The sequence below is a fragment of the Sulfuricurvum sp. MLSB genome (genome assembly GCF_000747095.1).
Taxonomy (GTDB): Bacteria; Campylobacterota; Campylobacteria; order Campylobacterales; family Sulfurimonadaceae; genus Sulfuricurvum.
Genome location: NZ_JQGL01000035.1, coordinates 18373 through 39157, shown reverse-complemented (window position 1 = coordinate 39157; position 20785 = coordinate 18373). Strand labels below are relative to the sequence as shown.

Genomic DNA, 20785 nt, shown 5'->3' with positions numbered 1-20785 from the left:
ATTAAACTCAACGCGCCATCGACGCAGCGCCGAAGGTATATTTGATGTCATTATCGATGAACCGGAGCCCAAGTCCCAAAAAGAGGTTTTGAGACTGCGGATTAAGAAAATTGTCCCATCCGCCGTACAGCTCAAGATGTTTAAGCATTTGATACCGAAGCTGGGCTTTAAGATGGGCGCGCTCGGAGCGAATGTCATTCACAGCGTTAAAGTCAAACACTTCGGCCGAAAATTTGAGGCGGTCGTGGTTCATAAAATAATCAAACCCGATTCCCCCGGTCGATTCGATCGCCCCGAAGCGAAGCAGCAAATCATCAAACCGTTTACCGTACTGAAGCGAATACAAACGGTCGCTTTTATCGTGTTTGGCAGGAAGGGCCGGCTGGGAATAATCATCCGTGCTGATCAAATCGAACATATAATAGGTTTCGGGGTTGGGGAGATAATTGACCCCCAGATAGACCTTGCCATAACCGTCACGCATCATATAATCGGTGTGCATCGCTACCTGAATTTCGCTGGTCGTAAAACTGCTCAGCATCGAATCGACTTTGGAGAACGCTTCTTCCCCGCTTTTGAAAAAATCACCCGCAGAGGTCAGGGCCGTTTTCAGCGATGCACGGTTTTCCGCAAGAATATCGGTCACGTTATCTTCGATTTTGACAAATTTATCGACCGCTTCGGGAAGTTTGTGTTCAAGCGATCCGCTGATATTGTCCATCCGCGTTGTCAACGAATTGATTCGGGCCATAATCTCGGGAAGATCTTTGTTCACGGTATCGGCACTCTGCGCAAATCCCGCACTCATGGCTCTGAAATTGGCAATCGCCGCATGCAGGTCTTCGCGGTTCTCGACAATCACACCGTCCAGATTGACCCCGACGTTGCGAAATGCGATAATCGCATCCTGAATCGCCGCTCGGTGTTCGTCATCGAGCGTTGTGCGGAAATCGTGCATCAAGAGTTCGAGTTCTTTGGCTGCGGCATTGACCGAATCGCTTGTCTGGTCAAACGACGCATACCGTTTTGCTTGCGACAAGGTACCCCCCGCCCGTAGCATCTGAGCCGAGTCGCCGACAACAATATTCATAACTTTGGATCCCAGCAACGACTCCTGTGCGACAATCACGGACGAATCTTCCGGTATTTTCACACCATCGTCAATACCCAACTCCAGCCGAACCCGCTTGCCTTCGATTGCTATCTCCTGTACTTCACCGATCTTGACGCCGTTCATCAAAACATGCGTATGTTTCTCGATGCCGGATGCATCGTCCACATACGCATGAACGGGATAGGTTTCGCCGCCCCAGGTACCGAATGACGTCACCTGAGTCGACAGAAATAACAAAGCGCCCAAGGCCATCACAACAAAAAGACCGATTTTTGCTTCCAGTTTCATAACGCCGCCTCTCTTTAATTGCTGCTCAGTTTGTAATTAAACTCGGACCCGCCGACGGGTTTGAGAATGATCGTAATAAATATATACGTATCATCGACCGAATCATTCGCATTCGCATTGGTCAGGATCGGCCGCCGGTTTTGCACCAAGCGCAGTCCGACATCGAGACACCGGCGGCTGTATATAAATCCTATCTCGCTCGTTTTCATCAAATCTGCGCGGTAATCATACGCTACCGAACCGAAAAAACGATAATTACGGTTATATTGATACGCTGCATCAGCTGTCCAATAACTCACATACGCTGTTTGGTTGTTTACTAACTGATCCGTGTAATAATGACTAATACCTGTTATTACGGTTCCGTCATTATAGCGCAGGCTGTTTTGCTCTTTGGTGATACGGTTGCGATCGTGATGATATGAGGTTTGATTATAGAATGAAACGGCTTTTGCAATCTGCCATTCCAGTTCGTTTTGCAATTCTCCATAATAGCTTCCTGCATCGTCGAAACGGAAAGTCTGTGAAAGCCGGTCTGCAAGAACCTGCTTTCCGTCTTCAAATAGATAATTGTTTAACCCGAGGGAAAGGGTATCACTGGGCTCATTCAACGTATAGAATTCGCATTCGGGTTTCGTATTGCCCGCAACACACTCTTTATTGGAATGAAATGTTTCGTAATAACCGCTGTAGCGACGAGTCCCTGCAGCAGTATAACTGACACTCGGACTGATGGCATGCGTATACGACTCATATGGGCGCACAAGTGTCGAAGATAGTGCAAACGTATGGTCAAGCTTTGCATACATCCCCTGCTCATAGCGGCCGGTATCTTCACTGTATGGGTTGCCGTAGAAACTGATGACTTTAGAAGATGCGTTCATCGTATAACTTGCATCAACATACTCATTAAATAAAGATGTTTGCATAACCAGCGGAACTGTAAAGTCCCCTTGAACAGCTCTCTTTCCGTCAGGTCGATAATAATGGGTTGCCATAGCATCAACATTGACAAGAAGAACATCGTCGAGCAAATTTTCTAAATAACGATGGTAATGCAAAGATGGAAGCGTCTGGATCGTCCGATCGTTGCTCTGCAGATTTAAATACTGATAATGTTTGAAATAAGCACCGATGTAGTTATCTTCACTGCTGTAATAGGTATTGATGCGCGACATAACCTGGGTGGAAGTCACGTTTTGCATTTGATTACTTTGCTGAAGGTTCAGGTAATCAACGTCATTCATCCAGGCCCCGTCGATATAAAGCCCCGATTCTCCCGCTAGATCAAGTCCGAACCATTCCCGCAACGGAGCGCTGTGACGATAATCGATATCATACCCATAATGCTTGATGTTAGCCAAATCATTTTTTTCCGCGTACGCACCCTGCTCTTTAAAATAGCCTACACGGATCGATCCCTGTGAAGAAGGGGTGTCGATGAAACGAAAATCGGCATAAATCCCCTCTCCTCTCGAAGTACGTATCTGAGGCCGTAATTCCAGATCCCACCAGTTATGCGGGGCGAAATAGATCGGCTGCTGGTAATAAAATCCTTCAGCATTGGACCATCCGAAACTCGGAATCAACAGCCCGCTTCGGCGGGTTTTATCGGTGGGATACCCAAAATAGGGAAGATAAAAAACGGGGAAATCATTGATTACCAGCCGCGCATTAAAGAGATTAAGCCACATAGCTTCAGTGTCGTAATTCGCGCTGCTGAAACGGATCTTCCATAAAGGATCGGTCGAGTCGCATCCCGATACGGCACCGCTGGAGAGATCGATCTCGTTACCGCACGCTTCGGCTTCTTCGGTGCTGAGCCATGTATCCCCAACCTGATCGTACATGTAATACGGCTTCGAATAGCGCTTATCGTTTGTCAGATCGTACCGGGCATAATCGCTGATAACGTGATACTGGTTTGCTTTGAAAACATTCACGGAGCCTTTGGCTTCGACGATCGTCGTGTTTTTATCGTAAAACATCTCCTCAGCACTCATGATCTGATCTTGATACAGCATAACGGGATTTCCGCCCGCATAGGCCGTTGAACCGTTCATATCGGCATGCGTACCGACCAGCTCAACCCGATCGGCTCCCAACAGAATCGTCGATGCGATTAAACTGATCCAGCCGAACTTACGCATTGATCACCAAAGTGCGCGCGGTACGGTCATGCCAGCCCCGGCGGTAAGGATCAAGCATCGCCCACACAAATCCAAGATAAAAGACCAGTTCGCTCACAACCCGAAAAACACTTCGGTTAAAAGCACTCAAAAACCCGGGATTGGAAAGCGTGGCAAGTTCAACGACGCGAATCTTCATAACAATTTTTCCTAAACTGGCCCCGTATTGCATCGTAAAAAAGGTGTGATACACGATTTTGATCGCCATAAACTCAAGCAAAAAGCTGTTGGTCACGGCAATCGTTTCTTCGATCGTTTCGGCACCGGTAATCGTATCCCACAAAATGATAAACATCAAGACCGATAGCAAAAGTTCATCGATTCCGAATGCGGCCGCCCGTTGACGCAGAGAAGCGAGTTCAAGCCGTTCACGCTCCAGAAGCGTATCGAGTTGTTCGTCCATTACCGGAGGGCTTGATACGCAATATCGGTGCGGAGCTTTTTGCCCGCATAATGAACTTGACCGCAAAGCATATAAGCCCGGTCACGCGCTTCTTTGATACTCTCGCCGACACCCACACACACAAGAACCCGTCCGCCGGTAGCGTAAAGTTTGCCGTCTTCGGCACTAACGCCTGCGTAGGCGATGTGGGCATTTTCAGCGATCTCGCTGTGATGAATTTCATCGACAACAATCTCTGCGGGTTCAGAATTACTGTAGGGATAATCACGGCTCGCCATAACGACACCTACCGCAAATTTATCGTGAAATTCGACGTTCAGCGTATCGAGCTGTTTGGTAGCCGCTTTATAGAAAAGTTCGCTTGCGGGCGTTTTCAGCAAAGGCATCAGAATCTCACATTCGGGGTCACCGAAGCGGACGTTGAATTCTAGGGTGATAGGTTCACCGTTCACGATCATCAAGCCGATAAAAAGAACACCTTCAAACGGAGCCCCCTCTTCTTGCATCCCTTTTAGGGTCGGACGGACAATCCGATCTTTGACTTTTTCATAGATCACGTCGTCAACGAGCGGCGTCGGTGCATAAGCACCCATCCCTCCGGTATTGGGACCTTCGTCGTTGTCGAGAAGGCGTTTGTGGTCTTGCGCGGCGGGAAGCAGAATGAAGTCTTTTCCGTCACACAACGCAAACATGGAAAGTTCGTATCCGTCAAGGAATTCTTCGATGACGACACGCTTGCCCGCATCGCCGAACGCTTTGCCGCTGAGCATCTCGGAAACGGCTACTTTAGCTTCCTCATGGCTCATCGCGATTATAACCCCTTTGCCCGCACACAAACCGTCGGCTTTCACGACAACCGGAGGGGTTAGGGATTCAATAAACTTGAACGCATCCCCGATATGGTCCGTTTCAAGATAGCGTGCTGTAGGAATGCCGTTTTTGGCCAAAAAGTTTTTCATGTAAACTTTGGAGCCTTCAAGCTGCGCCGCCGCTTTGGACGGACCGAAAATCACCAGATTTTTAGCTTTGAACACGTCGACGACCCCTTCACTCAAAGGCCCTTCCGGTCCGACGATCGTCAAATCGATCGCATTATCAAGAGCGAATTGCGCCAGTTCCCCGTAATCTTTAATGGAGACATTTTCGCCCAACATTGTCGTCGCACCGTTGCCCGGAGCGAAATAGAGCTTCGTCACCGCAGGATCTTGTTTTAAAACTCTTCCGATGGCAAACTCCCGTCCGCCGCTGCCGATTACCATTACGCGCATGATACACCTTGAAAAAATATTTGCTGGTTTTATCTGAAATTCGCACCGGATTCTCAAATCAAACAAGCAGCAGATTATAACCTCTTAATCCCAATGTGCGGTTTAAATTTGTTTCAGGCGATAATGAAGATGCAAGAGAATAAAAAAGAAGTTTAAAGCCCAGGCGGGCGTTTCGCAGTAGCCTTGGTTCTCAAAGCTGAAAAAAAAGCGGACCGAGCGTCTATCCGGCGGCAATCTCTCGCCCGCAGGCTCAAACGAGACCACCAACACACCAAGACGTCTACCGATTCCACTGTATAGAAATGTAGAACCCTCAAAATGCGATTAGTCGCTGCGCCCAGAGAACATAATTATACTCCGCAAGCCTTAAAAGGATGATTATTTTTCATCCGATTGTGCCAGTTTGCGGGCCAGCTCAACAGCAGATTCCACACTGGTATATGCACTGGTTTTCCCTTCTATGTCACACGGAAGCGCATTTAATGTTGTCATGCCGATGGCTACGACCGTATGGCTTTTCAGAAGTGAATAGTTTTGGAGGAAACAGCGGATCGATGAAGGGGAAGTAAAGATCAGTACCGCATCCGTTTCAATCGAAACATTTGCCGCATCGGGGTTGCACACCGTCTCGTAAACAACCGCCTCATCGACATTAAGCCCCGAAGCGCGTGCAGTATCCGCCCACGCAGAAGCAACCGTTTCGGGACGAAGATAGAGCCATCGTGTTGAAGAACCTGCCGTCTGCAAAAGCGATGGGATAGTCTCGCCGTATCCGTCACCTGCAATAACATGGACGGCTCCGGCTTTTTTGGCAAACTTCGCCGTCGGTTCGGAAACACTTACACATAGTAACGCGGACCAGTCGATATCGTAGCGTTTGGCCGCTTCAATCCCCTGCTTCGAGGTAAATATGATACCGTCGTATTTCGAGAAATCGATAGAAGGAGTCAAAAATCGGATGGAAAGGAAGTGCCTTATTCCCACTCGATCGTTGCAGGAGGCTTGGAGCTGATGTCATACACGACGCGGTTGATCCCGTCGACTTCGTTGATAATACGGCGGCTGATACGCTCGAGTAGCTCGTGCGGCAGATGAGCGAACGTCGCCGTCATACCGTCAACCGCTTCGACGACACGGACACATACGGTGTTGTCATAGGTACGGTTGTCTCCCATGACTCCGACGCTTTTGACATTGAGCAATACGACAAACGCCTGCCAGGTACGAGTGTAATAACCGCTGGCTTTAAGTTCGTCAAGCAAAATTACGTCAGCTTCGCGAAGAAGGTTGAGATCAGGTTTGTTCACTTCTCCCATGATACGGATCGCAAGGCCCGGTCCCGGGAACGGATGGCGGTTGACAAGCGATTCGGGCAAACCCAGTTCGATCCCGAGTTTGCGTACTTCGTCTTTGAACAAATCGCGTAACGGCTCGATCAACTCAAAATCCATCCAATCCGGCAATCCGCCGACGTTGTGATGGCTTTTGATCGTGACGGACGGACCGTTGACCGATACCGATTCGATAACGTCGGGATAAAGCGTCCCTTGCGCGAGGAATTTGATTCCGTCGTGTTTTTTGGCTTCCGCTTCAAATACTTCAATAAAGGTGTGCCCGATAATTTTGCGTTTCGTCTCGGGATCGGTAACTCCGGCAAGTTTCCCGAGGAAAATCTCGGAGGCATCGGCGACGACGAGAGGAACTTTAAGATGTACTTTGAAAATGTTCTCGACCGATTCGCGCTCCCCTTTGCGCAGAACGCCATTATCAACGAATACAGGGATCAGTTGATCGCCGATCGCTTCATAAAGGAGTGCTGCTACGACCGAAGAATCGACCCCGCCGCTCAATGCACAAAGCACTTTTCCCTCACCGACCTGTTCGCGGATTTTGACAATCTGCTCTTTGAGAAAATGGCCCATGTCCNCTCCGGATGATACTGCATCGCATAAATGCGGCGTTTTTCATCGGCTACCGCAGCGTAAGGAGAATTGGCCGAATAGGCGATCGGAGTGAATCCTTCGGGAAGAACATCCACTTTATCCGAATGGCTCATCCATACGGTCCGCTCATTTTCGCAGTTTTCAAACAACGGAGAATTTTTGCTTTGATCGATGAACAGTTCCGCTTTCCCGTACTCATGATGGTCACTGCGAATGACTGAACCGCCAAAATCGACGGCAATACGCTGCATCCCGTAACAAATCCCGAGAACCGGGATTCCCAGAGCATAAACACCCTGATCGACTTCATACGCGTCTTTGTTATAGACCGAAGACGGGCCGCCGCTGAGGATCACCCCTTTGGGATTTTTTGCTTTGATCACATCGATTTTAGTGTGGTATGGAAGCACTTCACAATAGATTTTGTCTTCACGCAGACGACGGGCAATCAGCTGAGTATACTGGGAACCGAAATCGAGGACGATAATACTGACGTCTTTCACGGGAAAGCCTTTTATTTAGAAATATGAGGAAGGGAAGTGGTACCCTAATGCTAATGAAAGGGTACCCTATTGTAGTTTAATTTTCGATTTAGCTTAATAAATACCTAATACGATGAATTGGAAATACCACACCGCAAGCGAGACAAAATACCCGATCAAAACCGTCCATGCCAGTTTAATGTGGGAGGAAAACGTGTAGATTCCCTGCATTTTCCCCATCACGCCGACGCCGGCCGCGCTTCCGAAGCTGATTAGCGATCCGCCGATTCCTGCCGTCATCGTCACAAGCATCCACTGGGCATGATCGATTGCGGGATTGGCTTTGAGGACGGCCGACATGACCGGAACGTTGTCGACAATCGCCGAGAGAAACCCGATCCCGATATTGACAAGGGTCGGGTCAAAAGCGTCGTACAATTTTGCCGCATACGCCAGGAAACCGATGAAATGAAGCGCCCCGACGGCTGCCAGAATACCGAAAAAGAACAGCAGCGTATTGTTTTCGATTTTGCTCATTGCCTGAAAAATATCGACATCGATATTGTGTTTCGTTTTGAGAAAATAAAAGTACAGCTGCAAAAGAGCCAGTCCGAACAACATTCCCCACATCGGAGGCAAATGCATCACCTGTTTGCCGATAACGGCCAGTGCGATGGTCAACGCTCCGAAAGCAATAATGACCTTTCCCCCTTTGAGGACCTCGATTTTTGCCGCTTCGTCAGGATTACCGTCTCCTAGGGGATCGATATCGGGGACATAGCGGCTCAACAGATACGCTGTGACGAACCAGCCCAGAAATGCCGCCGGGAAAAGGTACAGGAAGTCAATAAAAGCCCCTTTTTCCGCAGCCCAAGCCATCAACGTCGTAATGTCCCCAAACGGGCTCCACGCACCGCCGGCATTTGCTGCGACGACGACGTTGATCGCACCGGGGACGAGAAACTCTTTGGTTTTGTTGTCAATCGTCAGCAAAACAGTAGAGAGGATCAACGCCGTCGTCAGGTTGTCCGCTACAGGGGAGATAAAAAACGCGAGCAATCCGGTAATCCAGAAAAGCTCGCGGTAGCTGTACCCTTTGGCAATCAGCTTGGCACGCAGCGCACTGAATACTCCGCGCTCAATCAACGCCTCGATATAGGTCATCGCGACAAAAAGGAAAAAGAAAATTTCCGCGATTTCGAGAATCAGGTGATCGACCTCATGTTCAAAAGGGGTGAAATCTGCCCCGACTGCGGCATAATAGATGCCGATCAGGACAAACATCAGCGTCCCCGTAAACAGGGCCGGTTTGGCTTTGTCGATATGATAATTCTCTTCGGCTGCGATAAAATAGTAACCCACTACAAAAATAGCGAGCAGCAGCCATCCGAACGGATGGCCGACAAAATTTATCGCAGCCTGTTCTGCAACCGCAGTTGTCATTCTTTGTCTCCTTGTGTAATAAAATGTACCCCGATCGATTCGGTCCGTTTGATGGCCGATTCGACGATGCACCGCGCCGTTAATAAGCGCAACCGCAGAAGCTTTCCGACACCGCTTTGAAGCATCCGCTCAATCGCATCAAACGCTGCTTGCAATCCGCTCGGCGTGCGCACAATGGAGACGTAATCCCACATGATCTTGCGCAGAGCGTCTTTTTTCTCTTTATCCCCTGCTATTTCTAACGGTTCATCCCCGGGAATAAATTCCCTTTGGCAGCTTATTAGCGATTTTTTGAGGATCGCTTCGGCCGCTTCTTTGGCGAACACAAGCCCTTCAAGCAGTGAATTGCTGGCCAGACGATTGGCTCCGTGGACTCCGGTCGATGCCGCTTCGCCAACGGCGTACAGTCCCTTGACACCCGGAACCGAGCCGCTGAGATCAGTTTTAATTCCTCCTACCGCATAATGAAACGCAGGAGAAATCGGAACCCGTTCTTTGGGAAGATGGAACCCGAGATCGTTAAGCGATTTGTAGATATTGGGAAAACGCTCTTTGAAGTATTCGCTCTCGAAATGTTCGCAGGAGAGGTATACCTGTTTGCCGCTGCGCTGACGGTAATCGAAAATGGCGCGGCTGACGATATCGCGAGGCGCCAATTCCCCTCTTGGATCGTATTCGAACAAAAAGCGGTACCCGTTTTCATCCACCACATGCGCCCCTTCTCCGCGGAGCGCTTCGGTCAATAGCAGCTTGCGCGCCCAGGTATTGGCAACAAATACCGTCGGATGAAACTGCGTCATTTCCATCGATTCGAGTTCAATCCCTTTTTCGAGGCAGATTCCCTGCAAATCCCCGCTGATTGTGGAAGCATTCGTATGAAATTCGTACAGCGATCCGACACCGCCGCTGGCAATTACGACGTTATCGGCATAGATCAGCCGCCGCTTCCCTTCGCTGATGACCTCAACACCGCAGCATTGGCCATTGTCAATCAAAAGATCTACGACCGTCGTATCGCTGAGCATCGGATGAGGATTTTGCCGTAGCAGGAAAAAATGAAGGTACCTACCCGTCGCATCGCCTCCGGCATGGAGTATCCGGCTGCGTGAGTGGGCGGCTTCTTTCGTATACAGCAAATGCCCTTCGTCGTCTTTGTCAAACGAAAAACCCCGTTCGATCAAATCGCGAATTACTCCCTGCGAATGCTCGCTCATCAGCTGAACCGCCTGAGTGTTGCACATCCCCGCACCCGCATCCAGAGTGTCTTGGACATGGCAAGGGATATCGGCATCGTCATACGCCGTCGTCACTCCTCCTTGCGCATAATACGTGTTGCATTCCCAAGGGTACGATTTATTAATGATCAATACTTTCAGTGTCGTCGGCAATGCAAGCGCAGTGTACAATCCCGCCACGCCCGAGCCGATGATCACAACATCATAGCGCAACGGAAGAACCCTCTTTCGGGGACGGTTTTTCATAATACGGAGGAGCTTTATATCCGCATCCGCCGAGTATTGCCATCATCGCGGCCATACTTAAAAAAGCAATCAATCCTTTTGCCATACATCCCCTTTTTTTACCTCGGGGCAACCCCTCCGGACACCCTGCAACCTGCACATTCAGCAGCGGCTTTTTCACAGCACGTTTTTATTCGAGGATGGTATAATAGCTTCTATAAATAACTGATTAAGAGTTTTCGATGATTGATCAAATTCGTTCCCTGCCTCATCAGGCGGGAATCTATCAATATCTCGACGCATCGGGGCGTATTCTCTATATCGGTAAAGCCAAAAACCTCTCCAAACGGGTCAAAAGCTATTTTAACCTTACCCCCGTACTGTCACCAAAATCCACATTGTCGCTTCGGATACAAAAAATGCTCTCCGAGACCGCGGGGTTGCACTACATCATCGTAGAGAACGAACACGACGCGTTGATTCTGGAAAATTCGCTGATCAAGCAGCTCAAACCAAAATACAACATCCTTCTGCGCGACGACAAAACCTATCCCTATCTTTACGTCGATCTGGACGAGCCTTATCCGCGGTTTGAACTGACCCGCAAAATCATTAAAGGAAAATCGATCCGCTATTTCGGACCTTTTTCCGTCGGAGCCCGCGATATTCTCGATTCGCTCTACGAACTCCTCAGACTGGTACAGAAAAAAAGCTGCCTAAAAGGGAAAAAAGCCTGCCTTTTCTACCAGATGGAACAATGTCTCGGTCCCTGCGAGTTCCCCGTTCCCAGAGCGTCTTACGCCCCGATGGTTGAACAGGGAATCGAATGGATTCAAAACAAACAAAAGCTGATCGAGCGCCTGGAACAAAAGATGGAATTCTACGCCGAATCGCTCCGTTTTGAAGAAGCACTCGTACTGCGTGACCGGTGCGAACGGATCAGACGGAGCGAATTTACCTCCCAGATCGATCTGGCATCCCGAGACAATTACGATGTTTTTGCCATCGAAACCGATGAAACACGCGGCTGCATCGTCCGATTGTTTATTCGGGAAGGGCGCGTCGTTTCCGGCACGCACGATTTTTTCCCGGTCACTCCGTATTTCTCGCTCGATGAAGCTTACGAACGTACACTTATGGGATTCTACGGCAACGAAAAACCGCCGATTATCGCCCCCATTCTGTGCGCGTATCCTTTTGAATCGCGCGAATGGGTCGCCGAACACCTCTGCGAACTTTTCGGCAAAAAAGCGCTCATTGAAATCCCGAAACGGGGGATAAAACAGGAACTTGTCGAATTGGCGCTAACCAATGCCCGCGAACTGCTGCGAACGCCGAAACCCTCCAAAGAGCAACTGCTTGGTCAGCTTACAGAACTGTTCGGCCTTGAATCTCTGCCGCTGCGAATCGAAGTCTTCGACAACTCCCATCACGGGGGAACTGCGACAGTCGGTGCCATGATCGTCTATGACAACGGCACCTTCGATAAAAGCGGTTACCGCACTTTCCATCTCGAAGCGCGCGACGAGTACGCCCAGATGCGCGAAATGCTGACCCGCCGGATCGAAGGGTTCGCCACCAATCCTCCCCCCGATTTATGGGTCATTGACGGGGGAGAAACCCTCCGTTCGCTCGCCGTCGATCTTCTCTCCTCCGGCGGCGTCCATCTGGACGTCATCGCGATCAGCAAGGAGAAAATCGATGCCAAAGCACATAGGGCCAAAGGGGCGGCGCGCGATATTCTCCACAGCCAAAGCGGCTTATTTCGCCTTGAGAGTACCGACAAACGGCTCCAGTTTGTGCAGATGCTCCGCGACGAAGCCCACAGAAGCGCTATCACATTCCATAAAAAAACCAAAGTAAAACACGATCAGGCATCCAAGCTTCTTTCAATCCATGGGATCGGTCAGGCAAAAATTCATAAGCTTATCGAATACTTCGGCACGTTCGAAGCCATTGCCCAAAGCGACTTCGAGACACTGTGTGACCTTGTCGGAGCGAACGATGCCAAAAACATACAAAACCTGTACGGGAAAAGCGCGCCTAAGTAATCTTTTATAGAGTTTATGCCATATTCCACAGATTATGTTGTCAGCAGTTTTTTAGTAACGGGGGTTAAATGATGGAAAAACCTATTCCCATCGATGAAGAGTATCATTTTGAAGGACGGGCCATCGTCAGCGAAACCGATCTCAAGGGTGTTATCACATTCGCCAATCGCAAATTTTGCGAGATTTCAGGATACAGCGTCGATGAACTGATCGGTCAACCGCACAACATCATCCGCCATCCCGATATGCCTAAAGCGGCATTTGCCCAGATGTGGAAAACGATTCAATCCGGTACGATGTGGCACGGTCTCGTCAAAAACCTCCGTAAAGACGGCCGATACTACTGGGTCGATACCGAAGTGACCCCCAGCTATGATGAAAACGGTAAACTCAAAGGCTATATAGCCGCACGAAAACCGGCATCACGCAAAAACATCGACGAAACTGCCGCTTTGTATGAAAAAATGCTGGAACAAGAGCGATAAGGGGAATACGTGCTATTTTACAATCATAAACAAGAATTTATCGGTATTGACGAAGACGGGCTCAAACTTTTAAATTACAATTCGCTCGCAGAGCTGCTCGCCGTCTGTTCCGATGTGGCCGATCTTTTTGCCAAAGAGCCCGGCTACATTCACAACTTTAAAAACTTCGGATGGATTGATTTTTTGCTTCATGCCGATTCGGAAGCGACATCCGCCATCGTACACGCCAACGGCCGGACATTCTCCTGCACGCTTCAGGTTCAAAAACTTTTTTTATGCGAAGCGCCGACGCAAAACGGTTATATGATCGAAATGCTTCACGTCCAATCCATGAGCGGTGAAGATATCAAACCCCATACGATTACCCCAAAAGCAGCGGTCGCTGCGTCTAAACCGTCGGTTGAAGAAACACCGAGCGTCGTTGCGTCACCCGCGGAGCCCGAAGCCTTCCTCGCCGCGGAAGAAACATTTCTGCGGGCAGAACCGACCCCTTCAATTCTACCCGATTATGCTCATCTGACCCCTACTCCGCTCAGCGAACCGGATATTTTGGATGTCCCGGCGTACGAAGAAAATGAATTCGAACCGTTTTCCGAACCGATCGAAGAGAAATACGAAAAACTGACCCTTCCCGAATACGAAGCCTCCATTCCCGAAGAACGTCCCGCAGTTTCCACTCCCGAACAGTCAAAAGCCGCAATAGATACATCCGGCACGCTGCGATTCACACCGGCAGAACAAAAATTCATTGATGCGCTCAAAGTAGACAAATCATACCGCTTTGATCCCAATGTCGCGGCCAATGAACTCGGCTTGCCCGTCGATCTGATTCAGGAATTTATCGGCGATTTCATCCAACAATCACACGATTTTCAAGGCGACTTGTTCGACGCCACCATGAGAGGTGACATGAACAATCTGAAAATCCTGTCTCACAAACTCAAAGGGGTAGCGGCGAATCTGCGAATCGAAGATGCTTTTGAATGCCTTAGCATTATCAATACCTCTGAAGACATCATCGAGATTGAAGCGAATCTCAAATACTTCTACCAAATTATCAACAAACTGGAAGGGAAAGAAGAGTCCTCGTCAATCAGCGATGAAGTCTCCCAAAACCCTTTCAAAGAAACGGTAGATCATCCCTATCACAGTGAACCGGAGCCATCTTTCGGCGGCGAAGACGACATTTACGCTTTCGTCCCGAAAGAAACTCCGGCCGATGAACCTTCCGCGCCCATCCAGACAGATATGCCCGATTACTCTTTTGCATTCAAAGACGAAAACGGCTCGCCGCTTATCGTTTCTGAAGAAGAACTATTTGTACCGGCCGCGTCACCTGAACCATTAGAAGACGATGTCCTGTCTGAACCGTTTGTCGACAATGCGGAATACGATTTCCCGTCCGAACCGTTTGTTGACAATGCGGAAGAGAGTTTTCTGCCTGAGGCGTTTGCCGACAATACCGAAGAGAGTTTCCCGTCCGAACCGTTTGCCGACAATTTCCCTGCGGAGACGGGAACCGTACAGACCCTCCACTACGATAAATCAGCCATAGCCGGAGCGCTGGGAATCGAACCCGCATTCCTGAACGAGCTCATCGATGATTACAAACACGATGCGCTGGCGTCAGGCGAGCGTATTTCATCTGCCATCGCCGCTTTCGATACCCACTTATGGCAAATAGCGGCACGGGAACTCAAAGGGATCAGCGACAACCTCCGACTGAGCGAAATTTCGGATGAGCTGAGTATCTTATCGACCACCAATGATGCCCAAGAGGCCAATAAAGCTTCCAAACGCCTTAACGGCTATCTTGATCAGCTATAGAATTAAGAATACAGAGGGAATTCCATGCAATTAGGACTTAGAAACCGACTCCGCCTGATCAGTCTCCTACCGATTCTGATTCTTTTTGCCCTTGCAAGCTATTACGTAGGAAATGCCTATATCAGCTATCAGGCAGCACAACACCTTCAGGTTCGGCTTGAAGGAAACAAACAGCTCACCGATCTGATCAACAACTTATCCCGTGAACGCGGAATGACCGTCATGTATATGGGGAACAACTCTCCGACAACCCTTAAATCGCTGCACGCTCAACGCACGATCGTCGACCATAAAATTGCCGATTACCAAAAGTATCTGACTTCGGTACAGCAAAATCAGACCTCGGAAAGCGCCAAAGCGGCTCAGATGAGCCGCTTGATCGGTAAAGTTCAAAATCTGATCAAACAATCACGCCCCCTCGTTGATATCGGAAATGCCGGATTTGAACGCATCTTTTCCGAGGTATACGGAAAATCGCAGGAAGCACTGATCAATGAACTCGCGGAATTGGCGGGTCTGCATTTTGATGACGAGATCAATGCCCTTTCTACTACCTATCTTTCGCTGGTCCGCGCGAACGAATACAGCAGCATCGAACGCGACTACATCACCTATCTTCTTTCGCGCGCGACGCCGATGAACGAAGAAGAGCTGGACAAGTGGATCACGCTCCTGAGTAAAGCCGATTCACTCACTATTGAGGGGATGAAAGACAAAGCCATCCAGGCACAGCTTCAATCCACTCTTTTCAGCGAAGACAACACCGAGCTGTTCCAGGACATCACTGCGGAACGATCGGTCATCTTACAAGCCAGCGCGACAGGTGTTTATGAAACGCAATCGGGTATCTGGTTTGCGATGATTTCCGAGAAGATCAGTGCGATAGACGATGCCCAAAAAATTCTGATCGATGCGATGGACAAACGCTCCGGGGCCGTACAGAATCAGGCCGTTCAGCTGTTGATTATCGCCGTAGCGGTATGGATTGTTGCGGTTTTGGTCGGAATTTTGGGAGTGTTGCTTTCAAGCGAAATTACCAAAAACATCAAAAATCTGGAATCGGTACTTAAACGGGTCGCCGAAGATACCAACGACAGCGAAGCCGAAACGCTCAGCCAGTCTATCAATCTCGATACTGCCGCAGGAACCGCACAGGCATATGCGCTTCTGGAGCGTATCATTGAACAAACGCTTCACGACAAACAATACGCTCTTGAAGCGAGTGAAGCCAAATCGATGTTCCTGGCCAATATGTCGCATGAGATCCGTACGCCGCTCAACGGTATCGTCGGGTTTACCGAACTGCTCAAAGATACCGAACTGCACGACGAACAACGCGAATTTATCGACATCATCGAGAAAAGCTCTGAAAACCTCCTCGAGATTATCAACAATATTCTCGATCTGTCTAAAATTGAAAGCAACAAACTCGAAATCGAAGAGATCGTCTTTAATCCGATCGACGAGTTTGAAAGCGCCGTCGAAGTATATGCCGTACGGGCATCCGAAAAACACATCGACCTCGCATGCTATGTCGATCCAAGCTTGGAGCGCCCTCTCAAAGGGGATCCGACCAAAATCAAAGAGGTTATCATCAACCTTCTGTCCAACGCCGTCAAATTTACCAACAGCGGAGGTGCTATCAGCGTCGATATCCGCCGCATAGAGTGCGACATTCTTAACCGAGCCCGTGTACGCTTCCAGGTCAAAGACAACGGAATCGGAGTAACGAGTGAGCAAAAATCACGCATTTTCGAAGCGTTCTCCCAAGCCGATACGTCAATTACGCGTAAATACGGCGGTACAGGTCTTGGTCTGACGATTTCAAGCCGTTTTGTCGAGCTGATGGGGGCAAAACTTGACCTTGAGAGTGAACCGGGTAACGGGACCTCTTTCTTCTTTACACTTGAATTTGAAGAGATCGAAACGCTCAATGAGCCGCTCAAAGGTGCTTTCTCGAATATCAATGCCGTGATACTCGAAAGCTCGACAAAGAAAAAACTCCACAATACCTATCTTAAAGAGTATCTGGATTATTTCGGTGTCAGCTATACGACCTTCCATGAAGTCGACGAGCTTAGAATGCTTGAACGGCAAGTAAACTACGATCTCCTTCTGGTCGATAACGATTACGTGAGCGATGAGGATTTGATCGCGTACGCTTCGTCGCAAGAACAGCTCGTACTCATTACCAAATCGTACTACATGAAAAAAATCGATTCGATGGGAATCGATATTTTCAAAGTTCTTTACGAACCGCTCAACAGCACTAAAATCCGGTCTACCCTTGATTCTTACGATGTTGAGGCGTTCAGCAACCGAAAACAAAAAGCGGCCCGACGCAAAAAATTCGATGAGAAAAGCTCCCGTTTTGCCGCAACGGCCCTCGTTGCGGAAGACAACGTCATTAATCAAAAGCTGATCCGCAGAACCCTTGAAGACCTCGGATTGGAAATCACGATAGCCGGCAACGGTCTGGAAGCATTCGAAAAACGCAAAAACGGCGACTATGACGTTATTTTTATGGATATCCAAATGCCGGTACTCGACGGTATCGAAGCAACACAAGAGATCCTCGATTTCGAAGAAGATTACGGCCAGCACCACATTCCGATCATCGCGTTGACCGCCAATGCGCTTAAAGGAGACCGTGAACGTTTCCTTGCCGCAGGTATGGACGAATATACGACGAAACCGCTTGTACGTTCCGAGATCATCTCATTGCTGAACAATTTCCTCTCCCACAAAATCATCGACATCAAATCTGTCCCGAAATCGGCTACGGAGATCGCGGCGGCTTCCGAAGAAACGGTTTCCACAGCCATCGAAACGACAGAGCCGGAAACGATACAGGAATTTCCCGACACGAATGAAGCATTGGACGAGATAAGTACCGAGACAACTGTGTCGGTACTAGCCGATGTTCCCGAAGCCGATACCCTCACGCAAAACATCCAAACCGAACCGGAACTTCCCGCTGAACCGCCTCGCCGTTCCGTCTATGACGCCGATATCGTCATCGCCAAACAAAATCTTCTGGAAATGAAACTGTTTGCCCGCATTCTGGATGATTTGGGTTATACCTATAAAAGCGTCAATACCGTTGACGAGCTGAAAGACGAAATAGCGCAACGCCATTACAAACTTGCCCTGTTTGACAAGACCTTGTCCGGTCTCAATCTCAAGAATCTGTATGATATAATCCGCTCCAACAACAGCGATATCTCGCTGGTTATGCTGATCGATCCGAATACTTCCGAAGAAGCTGAGGATGCCATGTATGTCCATGAGATTATCCGAAATATCATCAACAAAGACCTTCTACGTCTTGTGTTTGAAAAATTTATCTAAGAAACGGGGAAGATCCAAATGGGTGATAAAAAACTGAAAGTTCTTGCGGTCGATGATGACATGATCAACCTCAAGCTGCTGAAAACCATGCTGCTGAAAACCCCGAACGTCTCTCAGGTTATCGAAGCCAAAAACGGCGCCGATGCCATCGGCATCCTGAAATCCCAATTCGACATCGACATTATTTTACTCGATATTATTATGCCGGTAATGGGAGGGATCGAAATGCTCAAAGTCATTCGTGCCGATGAATCTCTCCGTCAGCTTCCCGTTATCGTCCTCACAACCGATGAAACCAAAAAAGGGGAAGCCCTCGAATGCGGCGCTAACGGCTTTTTGATGAAGCCTGTGCGTGAAAAGGACGTCGTCGCCAAAATCTCCCAGCTCGCCCTCTAAAAGCTTCCCCGTTCTAAACTCTTTCCTTTATTCTTTACAGTTTTTGCCAAGAACGTTTATGGACGCGGATATCTTCCGTCGTCAGATTCCGATCGTCCACCCGCACGTCGATAAGCACCATTGTTTCCTTGCCGGTGTTTTGCACCAGCGCATCGCACGCCGCAGGAGCGGCCCCTCTGAACGAATAGGCCAGCGAAGCGTTAATGTCGAACATCGGGGTTCCCACTGCGTCGTTGACGATGATATTGAGGCGGTTCAGACACGTCCCTCCTGCCGTATTGACCCCTTGTGCCTGCATCAGGGCAAACTCCGTCGCACTCTGGGCAAGCAGTTCCGCCTGCGCCCTGAGATAATTGTCGGTGACCGATTGACTCCCTATGGCCGCATTGCGCATCAGCAATGCGCCCCCCGCAGCGATAATAACAATAATAAAAATCGCCATGATCATGGCGAATCCCCTTCGTTTAGTAACGGACATGGACCATCCTTTCACGACATATCTGATTCTGCGGCAATGTTGAATCGTTTAGATTAGCGTCGATGCCGTTCATGCAGATTTTGAGGGTATAAACATTGCCGACACTAGAATTGACTGTGGTATTACTTGCGTCATACATGATCGTAAAATGGGCTACGTTGTCTCCCAATATGCGTTGAGCTACGCTACTGTAAAGTTCCCCGTTCCATGGCTGAAACCCGGAATACATACTAAATACACCGTTTCTGGCTCTGAACGCGTATGCCGTACGCAGTAGATACGCACGATTTGCTTGTCCGCTGATGCTTAACACTTTATCAAGCGTGAGGTTTGTATCGGAATCCACCGACTGTATCGTTGCATAGGTATGATTTTCAGTATCAGGGAGACCCGTAAGATCCCAACCGAAACGATGGCACTCATCCGCCCCTTCTCCCAGCCCGTCGACGCGAAATATTGCGGCTCTGTCAGGGTTAGTGTCCAAATCGCTGATATTGTCCAAAGCGGTGTAATTTGCATCAGCCGAAACAAGATTCGTGCCTATACTTAAGACATCACTCGTCCATCCAGGACGCCATCTTATCCCATCCCAAAAACCTCTGACCCCCTCGTCGTCCACCGCGACAAAGGCGATCGTATAATCATTCCCATCATCTCCCGCAACCGGTACACCGTTGCACACAGAACCGAATGCGGCATCGTTTTGATCCAAGCGGATAATGGAAGCCGAGATACCGTTTTCAAAGTATTTCGCCAGCTGTTCGAGGATTTGATCCGCCTGTGCTACCCGCTTCGTATATTCTCCCGTGCGGTAAATACCCTCATAGTACTGGCGTAGCGCTTCAAGTGCCAGCCCCCCGACAATCCCCATAATGACGATAACGAACAGCAATTCGATCAAAGTAAATGCTTTACGATTCTTGAACTGTCTCATTCGGAAAACTTCCCAACATTGGATTTGAAAAACGTCAGAGTCATATCGACATCGGGATTGTTGGCTTTCTGAACCCGCGCCACGACCCGTTTTAGTTGGGTTGCCGCTCCTGCAGAAGACGGATTCATCGATGCAGACGATCCGAGCCTCCACGTCGCCGTTGCAATGCCGACGGCATTGATCGCTGAAATGTTCGCATCGACGTAACTGACGCTGTAAGCGATCGGCACCGTGAATACCGCCGCCCCTCCCGTTTGTTGCACCTGTATATTGTAATTGCTCCCGTGCAGCTGTTCGATCCCCTGACTCAGATTCAGATTCCCCGCCACAGGGGCTGCCGCCATCATCGGTCCGCCGGCCCCGCACATCATGCTTGAATCGGGATTGGCCCGATACCATCCGGCCCCTCCGAGCGGATCGGGCCGGTTACACTCAAGATCCCCGGCGATACGCAACGGCTGAAAATCGGGCGGTATCGAATTTTGGTCCCAGCGTGCCTGTGAGACTTTAGTCATCTCCCCCATCATCCGCTTCAAAATGTCCTCATCGACCATTATCCCTTTTGACGCATTATCGGCTACCGCCATCATTGAGGGGATCGATAAAACGCTGATGGCGATGATGACTATCGCAAATATCAGCTCAATCATCGCTATCGCATTGCGCATTCGTA

General features: G+C 49.2%; 17 protein-coding genes and 1 pseudogene. 5 read left to right on the top strand and 13 right to left on the bottom strand.

Annotated features, from left to right (window positions below):
• Positions 1–7: 7 nt before the first annotated feature.
• The 10 genes and pseudogenes from JU82_RS03735 to JU82_RS11695 form a co-directional block, all read right to left on the bottom strand.
• On the bottom strand, positions 8–1402 hold the full coding sequence (locus tag JU82_RS03735; protein WP_037946641.1) for an MlaD family protein: 1395 nt from the start codon (positions 1400–1402) through the stop codon (positions 8–10).
• A 14-nt stretch (positions 1403–1416) separates the two neighbouring features.
• Positions 1417–3552: an LPS-assembly protein LptD gene (locus tag JU82_RS03730; protein ID WP_037946639.1), complete on the bottom strand. Its 2136-nt coding sequence runs from the start codon at positions 3550–3552 to the stop codon at positions 1417–1419.
• On the bottom strand, positions 3545–3994 hold the full coding sequence (locus JU82_RS03725; protein ID WP_037946636.1) for an RDD family protein: 450 nt from the start codon (positions 3992–3994) through the stop codon (positions 3545–3547). Before JU82_RS03725 ends, JU82_RS03730 begins: the two co-directional genes overlap by 8 nt.
• Positions 3994–5262 (bottom strand): phosphoribosylamine--glycine ligase, encoded by a 1269-nt coding sequence (purD, locus tag JU82_RS03720; protein WP_037946632.1) that lies wholly within the window; start codon positions 5260–5262, stop codon positions 3994–3996. The genes JU82_RS03725 and purD overlap by 1 nt, the downstream gene beginning before the upstream one ends.
• Before the next feature lie 378 nt (positions 5263–5640).
• Positions 5641–6246: a uroporphyrinogen-III synthase gene (locus JU82_RS03715; protein WP_294892097.1), complete on the bottom strand. Its 606-nt coding sequence runs from the start codon at positions 6244–6246 to the stop codon at positions 5641–5643.
• Positions 6237–7188 (bottom strand): annotated as a pseudogene (gene guaA / locus JU82_RS11705) (glutamine-hydrolyzing GMP synthase); the annotation flags it as partial. The pseudogene guaA (JU82_RS11705) and the gene JU82_RS03715, both read right to left, overlap by 10 nt.
• Before the next feature lies 1 nt (position 7189).
• On the bottom strand, positions 7190–7708 hold a 519-nt coding region (guaA, locus tag JU82_RS11700), incomplete at its 3' end, for a glutamine-hydrolyzing GMP synthase (protein WP_294892096.1).
• A 93-nt stretch (positions 7709–7801) separates the two neighbouring features.
• Positions 7802–9130 (bottom strand): sodium:proton antiporter NhaD, encoded by a 1329-nt coding sequence (gene nhaD, locus JU82_RS03705; protein WP_037946629.1) that lies wholly within the window; start codon positions 9128–9130, stop codon positions 7802–7804.
• A complete protein-coding gene (nadB, locus tag JU82_RS03700) occupies positions 9127–10578 on the bottom strand; it encodes an L-aspartate oxidase (RefSeq protein ID WP_037946627.1) in 1452 nt (483 codons plus the stop codon). Before nadB ends, nhaD begins: the two co-directional genes overlap by 4 nt.
• A complete protein-coding gene (locus JU82_RS11695; protein WP_294892095.1) occupies positions 10568–10696 on the bottom strand; it encodes a hypothetical protein in 129 nt (42 codons plus the stop codon). Before JU82_RS11695 ends, nadB begins: the two co-directional genes overlap by 11 nt.
• Positions 10697–10832: 136 nt before the next feature.
• On the opposite strand from JU82_RS11695, the gene uvrC reads away from it, so the two are divergent.
• The 5 genes from uvrC (at position 10833) to JU82_RS03675 (ending at position 18700) form a co-directional block, all read left to right on the top strand.
• Positions 10833–12641: an excinuclease ABC subunit UvrC gene (uvrC, locus tag JU82_RS03695; protein ID WP_037946625.1), complete on the top strand. Its 1809-nt coding sequence runs from the start codon at positions 10833–10835 to the stop codon at positions 12639–12641.
• Between the two features lie 71 nt (positions 12642–12712).
• Positions 12713–13126: a PAS sensor domain-containing protein gene (locus JU82_RS03690; protein WP_037946747.1), complete on the top strand. Its 414-nt coding sequence runs from the start codon at positions 12713–12715 to the stop codon at positions 13124–13126.
• A 9-nt stretch (positions 13127–13135) separates the two neighbouring features.
• Entirely contained in the window at positions 13136–14953 is a 1818-nt protein-coding gene (locus JU82_RS03685; protein WP_037946623.1) for an Hpt domain-containing protein, read from the top strand.
• 24 nt (positions 14954–14977) lie between these two features.
• Positions 14978–18304, top strand: a complete 3327-nt coding sequence (locus JU82_RS03680; protein WP_037946620.1) for an ATP-binding protein — start codon at positions 14978–14980, stop codon at positions 18302–18304.
• Positions 18305–18322: 18 nt separating this feature from the next.
• Positions 18323–18700: a response regulator gene (locus tag JU82_RS03675; RefSeq protein WP_037946618.1), complete on the top strand. Its 378-nt coding sequence runs from the start codon at positions 18323–18325 to the stop codon at positions 18698–18700.
• A gap of 34 nt (positions 18701–18734) precedes the next feature.
• Here JU82_RS03675 and JU82_RS03670 read toward each other — a convergent pair whose 3' ends face one another.
• From JU82_RS03670 to JU82_RS03660, 3 genes are read right to left on the bottom strand one after another with little or no spacing between them, the layout of a single operon-like run.
• Positions 18735–19178, bottom strand: coding sequence for a hypothetical protein (locus JU82_RS03670; protein WP_037946616.1), 444 nt, complete (start codon positions 19176–19178; stop codon positions 18735–18737).
• A complete protein-coding gene (locus JU82_RS03665; protein ID WP_037946613.1) occupies positions 19165–20112 on the bottom strand; it encodes a type II secretion system protein in 948 nt (315 codons plus the stop codon). Before JU82_RS03665 ends, JU82_RS03670 begins: the two co-directional genes overlap by 14 nt.
• A complete protein-coding gene (locus JU82_RS03660; protein ID WP_037946610.1) occupies positions 20109–20780 on the bottom strand; it encodes a hypothetical protein in 672 nt (223 codons plus the stop codon). The genes JU82_RS03665 and JU82_RS03660 overlap by 4 nt, the downstream gene beginning before the upstream one ends.
• Positions 20781–20785 lie beyond the last annotated feature (5 nt).

Coding starts and splice junctions, on each gene's coding strand:
- JU82_RS03675 (WP_037946618.1), top strand. CDS start 18,323: ATGGGTGATAAAAAACTGAAAGTTCTTGCGGTCGATGATGACATGATC.
- nhaD (WP_037946629.1), bottom strand. CDS start 9,130: ATGACAACTGCGGTTGCAGAACAGGCTGCGATAAATTTTGTCGGCCAT.
- JU82_RS03690 (WP_037946747.1), top strand. CDS start 12,713: ATGGAAAAACCTATTCCCATCGATGAAGAGTATCATTTTGAAGGACGG.
- uvrC (WP_037946625.1), top strand. CDS start 10,833: ATGATTGATCAAATTCGTTCCCTGCCTCATCAGGCGGGAATCTATCAA.
- JU82_RS03680 (WP_037946620.1), top strand. CDS start 14,978: ATGCAATTAGGACTTAGAAACCGACTCCGCCTGATCAGTCTCCTACCG.
- JU82_RS03660 (WP_037946610.1), bottom strand. CDS start 20,780: ATGCGCAATGCGATAGCGATGATTGAGCTGATATTTGCGATAGTCATC.
- purD (WP_037946632.1), bottom strand. CDS start 5,262: ATGCGCGTAATGGTAATCGGCAGCGGCGGACGGGAGTTTGCCATCGGA.
- JU82_RS03665 (WP_037946613.1), bottom strand. CDS start 20,112: ATGAGACAGTTCAAGAATCGTAAAGCATTTACTTTGATCGAATTGCTG.
- JU82_RS11695 (WP_294892095.1), bottom strand. CDS start 10,696: ATGGCAAAAGGATTGATTGCTTTTTTAAGTATGGCCGCGATGATGGCA.
- JU82_RS03730 (WP_037946639.1), bottom strand. CDS start 3,552: ATGCGTAAGTTCGGCTGGATCAGTTTAATCGCATCGACGATTCTGTTG.
- JU82_RS03670 (WP_037946616.1), bottom strand. CDS start 19,178: ATGTCCGTTACTAAACGAAGGGGATTCGCCATGATCATGGCGATTTTT.
- JU82_RS03735 (WP_037946641.1), bottom strand. CDS start 1,402: ATGAAACTGGAAGCAAAAATCGGTCTTTTTGTTGTGATGGCCTTGGGC.
- JU82_RS03725 (WP_037946636.1), bottom strand. CDS start 3,994: ATGGACGAACAACTCGATACGCTTCTGGAGCGTGAACGGCTTGAACTC.